The organism is Enterorhabdus sp. P55 (genome assembly GCF_009911695.1).
GTDB lineage: Bacteria > Actinomycetota > Coriobacteriia > Coriobacteriales > Eggerthellaceae > Enterorhabdus.
In genome coordinates this window covers 1-7362 of record NZ_QWKK01000103.1, presented here as the reverse complement: position 1 = coordinate 7362, position 7362 = coordinate 1, and the positions used below count along the sequence as shown (strand labels likewise).

Genomic DNA, 7362 nt, shown 5'->3' with positions numbered 1-7362 from the left:
GCCTGCTGCACCAGAGGCGCGACCTCCTTGCGCTTGCCGCGCAGGACGGCCGAGTAGATGTCTTCGATGATGGTCATAGCTGATGTCCCTTCTCCTGGAGTTGTCCTGTTCGCGAAGCCGGCGGCCCTAGGCCACCGGGTGCTCCTGGGCCCACTGGCGCCCGTAGCGATCAAGCTCGGCGTTAAGCAGCTCGCTGTTGCGCGTGCGCAGCAGCGGAGCCGGGGCGCCGGGGAAGAAGCGGCCGGCCGGGCAGTAGGTGTCGACGCAGCGGCGCACCTCGGCCACGATGGCCTCCTCCGGGGTGTCCGGGTTGTCGATGGCCGGGCCGTCGATGCCGCCGATCATGGCCAGCCTGCCGCCGGTCTTCTCTTGGATGGCCACGATGTCGTTCTGCGGGATGACGCCCTGCCAGATGTCGATGCCGATGTCCACCATGTCCTCGGCGATGGGCTCGCAGATGCAGTCGGCGTGATGGACGTAGATCATGCCGCACTCGTGGATGACCTGCGCTATCTCCGTCTGCAGCGGCTTGATCATCTCGCGCCACGTATCCGGCGGGAGGAACAGGTTCTGCTTGGAGCCCCAGTCGTCCTGGAAGAAGATGACGTCGGGCTTGAGCCGCCGCGCGGCCTCCTTGATGGCGCGCTTCTTGTAGTCGGCGATGGCCGTGAGCATCTCGAACATGGCCTCGGGCTCCTCGAGGTAGGCGCAGAACGCCTCCTCCATGCCCATGAGGAAGTGGGAGCGCTCGAACAGGCCCTGGGCGCTGAAGTACTCAACGAAGCGCTCGCCGCGGTCCACCTGGGCAGCGCGGGCCTCGGCCTCGGACCAGTCAAGGCCGTCGAGCGACGGGATGGTCAGCTGCTCACGCCACTTGGTGATGTCGGTCACCACGGCGTTGTCGGGCGTCACGTGCGGGTGCTTGCCCGGCGCGTCAGGCGGGAACACGCACACGGTGCCCCAGGAGTCCTTGTGCTCCAAGCCGTCCCTGGGCACCGAGTCGCTCTTCCAGATGGGATCCATCATGATCTCGACGGCGCTCTGGAAGTCACCGTACCACTCAGGCTGCCTCCCTTCCAGGATGGCCATCATGTTCTCACGCGGGGTCATTTCCATGGACATCTTTCCTTTCCCCTTGGATGCGTTCGTGCCCGCCCCGGAGGGCGGAACCCCTGGGACGCAGCCTATAAAACCGGCCTTGGGCGAGCATGGGGCCAGAAGTCCTATCTTGAGAACGAGACCCAAAACCCCAGGTGGACCATTAGGCGGGAAGGATGAAAATGAAACGCCGCGTAAACCGCAGCGTTTCTGGCCAAAAACTTGCTCGCTTCTGACCTGGTGATATGGATGGTTTTCCCAGGTCAGAGCCCTGGCCAAAAACACCCTGGTTTACGCGAGACGCAAAAAGGCCCCCGGCAGATGCCGGGGGCCTTGGGGGCGAGAGGCCTCAGCGGCCCTTGCCGGGACTCAGGTCCTACTGGCCGGGAGCCTTGGGGGCAGCCGGGGCACCAGGGGCCGCCGGGGCACCCGGAGCGCCAGGGGCCGCAGGAGCGCCCGGGGCGCCCGGGGCGCCGGGCATCGCGGGGCCGGCGGGCAGGTCCGCGCCGCACTCCTTGCACTTGGTTTCAGCGGCGCCGTTCTTGGCGCCGCACTGAGGGCAGGTCTTGTCGATCTCGACAGCAGCAGGTCTAAAGCACATGGGAGCATTCCTTTCATCATCCGGTTGAGCTTCCAGAGGGCACTTTACCCTCTCCGAAAGGATCGATGCATCCCCCCAAACCACTTAAAAAAGGGCGGAAACTCTAGTACCTTTCGGCTGATATGGAAATATATCACCCGGTCAGAGCCGGGTTATCCCATGAAATGAGGTAATGGGGGGCCTTCGTTCCCACCAGGGGGACAAAACAGGCGAATCGTCCTACCTATCCCCTACGCCGAGCAGCTCGAGAAGATCCTTGCGCGTGTTGATCCCGGCCTTCTCGTAGATGTGGCGGACATGGGCCTTGACCGTGCCCTCGGCGATGTAGAGGTCGCGGGCGATGGCCGCCATGGTCTTCTTGCGCGCCAGCAGGCGCATGATCTCGTCTTCGCGCGGGCTCAGGCCGCAGCGGGCGGACAGCTCGTCGCAGCGGGCGGCGACCGCCTCCTCGCGAGAAGACTCCTCCGCCAGGCTGTCGTCGTCGAGCACGACGGTCCAGTGCGAGTCCCAGCGCCGCTCCGAGAGGAGCAGCAGGGTGATGAGCACCACGAGCAGCGCCACCATCACCACCGACACCGTGGACTGGGCCACCGCCGACATCCCCAGCGCGCCCAGGCCCGCGTCCACCCCCACGCCCACCATGGTCACAGCTGCACCGCGTAGAGCGGCGCCACGAGCACCGGCGCCGGCACCCCGCTCTTGCGCGCCATGGAGCACAGGAGCACCAGCGTGAACACGTGCATGAGCGTGTAGCTGATGGAGATGAGGTAGCTCGACACCGCATCGCCCATCACGCTCTGGGCCGGCACGAGCAGAAAGCCGCAGACCATGAACAGCATAGGTGCCCGCGATGCCTTGATGAGCACCACGCGGTCGGCGAAGAACCACGCCGAGGCGAACACCACCGCGCTCGCTATCATCGTGGCGTAGGTGGAGCCGCGTCCCGTGCCGTCCACCATCTGCATCTGCCGCAAGCCGTAGGCGAAGGAGTACAGGGCCATGAGCACGTAGAGCTTCCACGGGTAGGAGAAGCGCGGGAACAGGCGGTGGGGCAGCGCCGCCTCGGGAATGCTGCGGAACGCCGCGCGCACGCAGGCGCAGGCGGTGAGGGGCAGGGCCGTGAGCAGCACCGCCAGCTGGAGCGGCGCCATGCCGTTGCCGAGGAAGGCGAGGAAGCCGCCCAGCACGTAGGCCGACGAGAAGCACAGCACCACGCGCAAGGTGGAAAGCGACGAGACGGCCTCCACGGTGTAGTCGTGGGCCCACTTCTGGTCGTCGGCGTAGGCGATCATGTTGGCCGCCAGCTCCTCCAGGGTCTCGCCCTTGACCCACGCCTCGGGGTCGACGTTGCGATAGGCGTTGTGGTTGGAGATGTCAGAGAACGACTTCCACGCGTCGTAGCGCTCCTGCCAGTTGGTGGGGACGATGGAGAAGAACTTGACGGCGGTGTCCTCGGCGAAGTCCACCTCGGCCAGGTACTTGTTGGTGAACTCGTTGAGGTAGCCCATGCGGCAGCAGCCCTCGTCCATGAAGCGCTTGCCGTGGCGGTCGAGGAACAGGTAGGGCATCTCGAAGCGCACCTTCGGGCCCTCGCCGTGCACCATCTTGGTGTGGGAGGCGGGGCACATCTGAGCGCCGGCCCACAGGGCGGCCTTGAGGCCCGTGCCGTTGCGGAAGTCCACGGCCTGGTGCAGGCCCTTGGCGTCAGGGGTGAAGTAGTGCAGCATCTCGGTGTCGCCCACGTAGTCGCCGGCGGCCATGATGACGCCCTTCTTCGCCTTGAGCAGCACGTGCTTGTCGTCGGACTTGCGCTTGCCGATGGCGCCCACCACGCGGTCGCCCTCCTTGAGCAGCTGCACGCAGGGGGTCTCGAAGAAGATCTCGGCGCCCTCGGCCTGCACGGCGTCGCCGATGACGAGCGCGCCCTTCTGATGGCCCTCGTCGTGGAAGTAGGTGTTGGCGTGGAAGTACACGTCGTGGCCGTTGCAGTTGACCACGTAGTCGTAGGGCTGGAAGACGCTGCCGCCGGCGGCCGCGGCCTCCTCCCACCAGGCAAGCGCCTCCTGGGAGTTGCGGGCCCACGCCTCCACCTGCTCGGCGCTGGACCGGTAGTCGCTCTTGTAGCTGATGAACGAGACGGCCGCCTTGATGCCGGCCTCGCTCGTCTGGGTCAGGTCGATCGACGCGCCCATGTTGCCGGCGGTCTGCACGATGGGCAGGCTCTGGAGCACGCCCACCGAGGCGCCGGCGGCACGCGCGGCGTGGATGGCGGCCAGGCCGGACTCGCCAGCGCCCACCACGACCACGTCGTACTCGTGGGTCTCGGCGAAGTCGGTCACCGGCTCGGGGGTCAGCAAAAACGACGGCACGCCGTCGGCGGAGCCGGTGGTGGCGGCGGTGCTACCGGCCTTGGGCACGCCGCCCTCGGGGGCGACGACCTTGGGCGAGCAGCCGGCCAGGGCAGACATCCCCAGGGCGCCGACGGCGGAGAGGCCGCCGAACTTGAGCAGATCGCGACGTGACAGGTTGGAAGCGAGCTTGGACATGATGGGTTCCTCCTTCGGGAAGCCGCGCGCATCAGGGCGCGGCGAGTGTTCGATCAGGGCGTGCGGCCCGTGCGGGGCCAACGCACGTGCGGCCTACGCGGTAGCGGGCAGCGCGCCGGCCTCCTTCATGGACAGCCAGCCGGCGGGCAGGTCGTCCTCGGCCTCGTCATGGCACTGGGTGCAGTAGTACACCGAGGCGCGGTGGGCCTTGTGGCACGTGGTGCAGTCAAGCTTGTCGTGCTGGATCACGTGGGGGTTGAACGCGCGGTCGGCCGTCTTCTCCGCCAGCTCCTCGCGGGTCATGGGATGGCAGCTCTCGTTGAGGCACAGCTCGTCCTTCTCCGCGCCGGATGCCTCGGTGAGCGGGGAGGCGCTCCGCTCGAGCAGGACGCCGTCGTAGGTGTCGTTCAGCACCACCTCGTAGTTGCCGCTCACCCAGTTGATGCCCTCGGAGACCTGCTCGCTGAGCACCGGGGTGTGGCAGTCCAGGCAGGACGAGTCCGCCTCGGCGCGGTGGTAGGCCGCCGTCATGGCCGCGGCATCCGTCACCTCGTTGCCCCACTTGTCGGTGCCGGCCTGGCCGGGCTCGGCCTCGTAGGTCTCCAGGTACGGATCCATGGGCACGTGGCAGATGGCCCCGCAGAAGCTGGGCTGCTCGTGCCAGACCCACATGCCGGCCCCTGCGACCACCACGATGGCGGCCACGACGCCGATGATCACCGGCGCCTTCTTGGGGCGCTTGGGACTCGCCTTCTTCTCCTCTGTCGTCATGGGTACCTCTTTCCCTCTCGCCTTCCCGCGCCGCGCCACGCGCCGCCCGGGAGGCCTCCCTCTCTCTCGCCCGCGCTCCCCTCGGAGGCGCGAGCTTTGACCCGATTGTGCGCCGCGGACCCCCGCACGCGCATCTGCCAAAGGGAAGAAAAGGGTGTATTTGCCTAAACCCCGTTATAAACCATGGGTTTGACCTGGGAAAAGAGAGAAAGGAAGCAGAACGGGGAACAGAGCTCCCAGCGCCAGGCAGGCAGCGCTGAGGCGGCGGCGGGGCCGAAGCGAAGGCTGCGAAGCTTCTGAGCGAAGGCCCCTGCCGCCGCCTCGGCGCAGAGGGAGCCGCAAGGCAGGCGGGCGAGACAAGGGCCGCACGGCCCCCGAGCGAAGGCCCCTGCTGCCGCCCCGTCGGCGCGGGGGGGCGCTGCGAGCCTACTCGTTGCTCTTGAGGGACTCCACCATGTTGACGGCGGAGAGCTTGCGACGCATGACCAGCATCACCAGGAAGGTGAATACCATGGTCAGCAGGAAGGCCACGGCGAAGCTGAGAGCGTGGATGTCACGGCCGAACATCACCTGGTCCACCTCGGCCGTCACCACCACGAATCCCTCCAGGAACAGGCCGAGCACCAGGCCCGCGGCCGCCCCGATCACCGAGAGCAGCACGATCTCGCGGTAGATGTAGAGATCCACCTCATGGGCGGTGAAGCCGAGTACCTTGAGCGTGGCTATCTCGCGGGCGCGTTCGGTGATGTTGATGTTGGTGAGGTTGTACAGCACGATGAAGGCGAGGGCCGCCGCGGCCACCACCAGCACGACCACCACCAGGTTCACCGAGCGCAGCATGGTGCGGTAGGACTCGATGGTCTCGTCGTTGTAGGCGATGGTCTTCACCGCGCCCGTGGCCCGGGCCGCCTCGTTGAAGGCATCGTGGGCGGCCGCGCCGACGCCGACATCGCCGAAGGCCGAGCGGTACTTCGGCGCCGCGCCGTAGGCAGCCTCGTAGGCGGCGGGCCCCGCTATGGCGTAGTTGTACACGTAGTTCTCCATGACGCCGGTCACCGTGAGCTCGTGGGTGTCGGAGGTGGCGTTGCCCAGCACGTCCTGGCCCGCCAGGGTGACGACATCGCCAGGGCCCACCCCCAGGGTGGTCGCCAGCTTCTCTGTCAGAACCACGCCGTCCTGGCCCAGGGAAATCGGCTCATGGCCCTCCCGCGTGCGCATGACCCAGAGCCGCTGGAAGGCATCGGGATCGGCCGGCACCTCCAGCGTCACCATGACATCGGAGGCATCGGGGCCCGAGGCCAGGGCCGCCTCCTCGAAGGCGATGGCCGGCGACTCCATGAGGGCCGCCACCGCGCCGAGGGCCTCCTCGTCAGCATCCTCGTTCACCGTGACCACCGCGTTGTAGCGCACCAGCGCGCCGTACTGCTTGTCGATGATGTCGTTGATGGAGTTCTGAAGCCCCAGGCCCGTCAGCAGCAGCCCCGTGCAGCCGGCAATGCCGATCACGGTCATGACCAGGCGCTTCTTGTAGCGGAACAGGTTGCGGAACGTGACCTTCCACGAGAAGCTGAGGCGGCGCCACAGCGGGCGGACGCGCTCGAGCAGAATGCGCTTGCCGGCCTTGGGGGCCCGCGGGAGCATGAGCGAGGCCGGCTGCTCGCGCAGGGTGGCAGCGGCGGCGGCCCAGGTGGCCCCCAGGGTGACCCCCACGCCCAGCCCGGCCGCCAGGAGCGCTAAGGGCCAGTCGACGGGCAGCGGCCCGCGCGGCACGAAGTAGATGATGGAGTAGGCCTCCATGATGACGGCGGGAAGCACCTGGGAGAGCACGGCGATGCCCGCCGCCGCCCCGGCCGCCGAGGCCGCGCCGGCGTAGACGAGGTACTTCGACGTGATGCGCGCGCGGGAGTAGCCGAGCGCCTTGTAGGTGCCGATGAGCACGCGCTCCTCCTCCACCATGCGCGTCATGGTGGTAAGCGCCACCAGGGCCGCCACCAGGAAGAAGATGAAGGGGAACACCGATGCGATGGAGTCCACGCGCGCGGCGTCGGCGTCGAAGCTGACCACGCCGTGGCTCTTCGTGCGGTCCATGACGAGCCACTCGGCCTCGGGGATGTCGTCGATGGCCTGCTGGGCGTCGGCCAGCTGCTGCTCGGCGTCGGCGAACTGGCGGTCGGCCTCGGCGCGGGCGTCCTCCCACTCCGCGAGCCCCTGCTCGTAGTCGGCGCGGCCCTGGGCCAGGGAGGCGCGGGCCTCGGTCAGCTGGGCGGCGGCATCGGCGAGCCGCCGCTCGCCCGCGGCCAGCTGCTGCTCGGCGTCGGCGCGGGCCTGGGCCAGCTGGGCCCGGCC

At 67.8% G+C, this 7362-nt stretch carries 6 protein-coding genes; all 6 read right to left on the bottom strand.

Annotated elements, in window-relative coordinates; genetic code table 11:
• Positions 1-126: 126 nt before the first annotated feature.
• A complete protein-coding gene (locus D1643_RS08995; RefSeq protein WP_236643505.1) occupies positions 127-1116 on the bottom strand; it encodes a uroporphyrinogen decarboxylase family protein in 990 nt (329 codons plus the stop codon).
• A gap of 358 nt (positions 1117-1474) precedes the next feature.
• Positions 1475-1699, bottom strand: a complete 225-nt coding sequence (locus D1643_RS08990) for a hypothetical protein (protein WP_160710301.1) — start codon at positions 1697-1699, stop codon at positions 1475-1477.
• 219 nt (positions 1700-1918) lie between these two features.
• Positions 1919-2341 (bottom strand): helix-turn-helix transcriptional regulator, encoded by a 423-nt coding sequence (locus D1643_RS08985; RefSeq protein ID WP_236643506.1) that lies wholly within the window; start codon positions 2339-2341, stop codon positions 1919-1921.
• Positions 2342-2343: 2 nt separating this feature from the next.
• Positions 2344-4245 carry an FAD-binding protein gene (locus D1643_RS08980; protein ID WP_160710299.1) on the bottom strand — a complete coding sequence of 634 codons (1902 nt, stop codon included), beginning with the start codon at positions 4243-4245 and terminating at the stop codon, positions 2344-2346.
• 93 nt (positions 4246-4338) lie between these two features.
• On the bottom strand, positions 4339-5016 hold the full coding sequence (locus tag D1643_RS08975) for a cytochrome c3 family protein (RefSeq protein WP_160710298.1): 678 nt from the start codon (positions 5014-5016) through the stop codon (positions 4339-4341).
• A 426-nt stretch (positions 5017-5442) separates the two neighbouring features.
• A partial coding sequence (locus D1643_RS08970) for an FtsX-like permease family protein (protein WP_160710297.1) occupies positions 5443-7362 on the bottom strand: 1920 nt, incomplete at its 5' end.

Coding starts and splice junctions, on each gene's coding strand:
- D1643_RS08995 (WP_236643505.1), bottom strand. CDS start 1,116: ATGGAAATGACCCCGCGTGAGAACATGATGGCCATCCTGGAAGGGAGG.
- D1643_RS08990 (WP_160710301.1), bottom strand. CDS start 1,699: ATGTGCTTTAGACCTGCTGCTGTCGAGATCGACAAGACCTGCCCTCAG.
- D1643_RS08985 (WP_236643506.1), bottom strand. CDS start 2,341: ATGGTGGGCGTGGGGGTGGACGCGGGCCTGGGCGCGCTGGGGATGTCG.
- D1643_RS08980 (WP_160710299.1), bottom strand. CDS start 4,245: ATGTCCAAGCTCGCTTCCAACCTGTCACGTCGCGATCTGCTCAAGTTC.
- D1643_RS08975 (WP_160710298.1), bottom strand. CDS start 5,016: ATGACGACAGAGGAGAAGAAGGCGAGTCCCAAGCGCCCCAAGAAGGCG.